We start from the raw sequence: 2,474 nt of genomic DNA on the forward strand, positions 1-2,474 counted from the left end.
GCTTTCTCTGCATTCTGTGGAAGGGACACTCCGGTCAGGGATTGCATATTCAAGGTTGATGAATCTCTGATGATAATACCATCCAAGGGAATCTTCTATGCTGCCAGCACCCTGATGATGCTTCCAACTGCAACCGATTCACTGTCGACCATCTCCAGTTTTCCTTCGCTGATGATCCTTGCCTCATCTGCTCTCAGGTCAAGGACCCCCATTACCGCATTCCTGCTCTTCTGCACTGCACGGTCCTGGAAGAACTCCCCGATAAGGTAGAGCAACATTACAGCAGATGCTTCCCCTGTCTCTCGGATGGCGAGAGCTCCTAGGGTGGCAATACTCATGAGGAAATTCTCATCAAACACCTTTCCGTGCAACAGGTTTGTCCCTGCCTTGATAAGCACTGAGTATCCGGCAATGAGATAACTGGGAATGAAAAGCAACGGGATTTCAAGGAAGAAGGCAAGGGCAAAGAAGAGTGCAGAGAAAGTGATGCGTATAAGCATACGCAATGAGGTATGTTTTCCCTGGTTTGGCTGGGATGAAACCTTCAAGGCAGGTTCCACGCGTTTTGCTTCTGCTATCAGTGATTGAAAGAATGCATCATCCCTGTCATCGGTACTTTGGACGTGAATCTGTTTTTTTGCATAGTCAACCCGTGCCCGTTTTACGCCTTCCACCTTATTCAGGTTTTCTTCTATGGTGGCAGCACAGGCAGCACAGTCAAGATTTTGTACATTCCAGATACACTTGTCGGCCATGTAAGTCTCCTATCTTTTCAATATATGAACATATATTCATATAATATGTTTCGCTTCCTTTTGTCAAGAGGAGAAAAAGAAGATGAGCAAGCGCTGTTTGTATGATAGAATTGTCATACCTGCGAAAGGGATTGGGGCTCTTTTCGTATGGATTTTTTTTGGACAGAGGAAGCCTTTTAAGGCTCCTGAAGGAGTTATCATGTTGGAACAGCTGAAAGAAGAAGTGTGTGAAGCAAACCTGTTGCTTGAGCACTATCGCTTGATCACCTTCACCTGGGGTAATGTATCTGCGGTTGACCCAAAGCGTGAGTTCATGGTCATCAAACCCTCCGGGGTCCCTTATGAGGACCTTACCGCCGACAAGATGGTGGTGGTGGAACTTGCAACCGGCAAGATTGTGGAAGGTTCCTACAACCCCTCTTCCGATACCCCTACCCACCGCTATCTATTCAACCATTTTGGAGAGATCAAGGCGGTTGTACACACCCATAGCCGATGGGCAACCATTTTTGCCCAAGCTGGACGGGGTATCCCGGCCCTCGGCACCACCCATGCTGATTATTTCTATGGGGAGATTCCCTGCACCAGGGAGATGGAAAACAAGGAGATTGAGACAGCCTACGAGGAAGAGACCGGTAAGGTCATCGTTGAACGGTTTGCCTCCCTTGATCCTCTTTCAATCCCAGCGGTACTGGTTCACAGTCATGGCCCATTTACCTGGGGTTCCAGTGCAAAGAAGGCAGTGGAGAATGCAGTAGTGCTGGAGGAGGTGGCCAACATGGCCTATCACACAGTGCTGTTGGAACAGAATCCTAAACGGACGATGGACCAGGTCCTGCTGGATAAGCACTATCTGAGAAAACATGGAAAGAATGCCTACTATGGGCAGAAGAACCAGGAGTAAGCTATGAATAATATTGCACAGGTCCGCTTGGGGCTGGTCGCGGTAAGCCGCAGTTGCTTTCCCAAGGCTTTGAGTGAACGAAGAAGGAAAGCAGTAAAGGAAGCATATCAGGATCCCATTTACGAATGCCCTATTACCGTTGAGGATGAGAAGGATATGCGCGCTGCGTTGGAAGATACCATGAAGCACGAGGTCAATGCCCTGGTGGTATTCTTGGGTAACTTTGGCCCGGAGACTGCCGAGACCCTGCTTGCCAAATACTTCGACGGACCGGTGATGTATGTTGCCGCGGCGGAGGGAGACGGGGATTTGCATGATGGCAGGGGGGATGCTTTCTGCGGGATGCTCAACTGTTCCTATAATTTGGCATTGCGCTCCTTGCGTGCACATATCCCTGAGTATCCTGTCGGTACTGCCCGGGAAGTTGCCACCATGATCGAGGAATTCATCCCGGTTGCAAGAGCCGTCATATCCCTCAAGCAATTGAAGATTATCTCCTTTGGTCCAAGACCACAGGATTTTATGGCATGCAATGCACCCATCCAGGGATTGTTCGATCTCGGGGTGGAGATCGAGGAGAACAGCGAGCTTGACCTGCTGGTCGCTTATAACAAACACAAGGATGACAAGCGCATTGATTCCCTGGTGAAGGAGATGGCAAGTGAAATCGGCAGCAGTCCCTACGAGGGGATCCTGCCCAGGCTTGCCCAATATGAGTTGACATTGCTTGACTGGGTTGAACAGCACAAGGGGGACCGCCAGTTTGTTGCCTTTGCGAACAAGTGCTGGCCAGCATTCCAGACGGAGTTTGGCTT

At 49.6% G+C, this 2,474-nt stretch carries 3 protein-coding genes; 2 read left to right on the top strand and 1 reads right to left on the bottom strand.

Going from position 1 to position 2,474, the window contains the following annotated elements:
* Positions 1-95 precede the first annotated feature (95 nt).
* Positions 96-755 carry a heavy-metal-associated domain-containing protein gene (locus JF818_RS13895; protein ID WP_198892578.1) on the bottom strand — a complete coding sequence of 220 codons (660 nt, stop codon included), beginning with the start codon at positions 753-755 and terminating at the stop codon, positions 96-98.
* A gap of 199 nt (positions 756-954) precedes the next feature.
* Here JF818_RS13895 and JF818_RS13900 point away from each other — a divergent pair, with 199 nt between their 5' ends.
* Both JF818_RS13900 and JF818_RS13905 read left to right on the top strand, forming a co-directional pair.
* Positions 955-1,659 carry an L-ribulose-5-phosphate 4-epimerase gene (locus JF818_RS13900; protein ID WP_233067907.1) on the top strand — a complete coding sequence of 235 codons (705 nt, stop codon included), beginning with the start codon at positions 955-957 and terminating at the stop codon, positions 1,657-1,659.
* 3 nt (positions 1,660-1,662) lie between these two features.
* Positions 1,663-2,474: L-fucose/L-arabinose isomerase family protein (locus tag JF818_RS13905; protein ID WP_370570347.1), on the top strand; the 812-nt coding region annotated here is incomplete at its 3' end.

It is taken from the genome of Sphaerochaeta sp. S2, assembly GCF_016406725.1.
In the GTDB taxonomy this organism is placed as follows: Bacteria; Spirochaetota; Spirochaetia; order Sphaerochaetales; family Sphaerochaetaceae; genus Sphaerochaeta.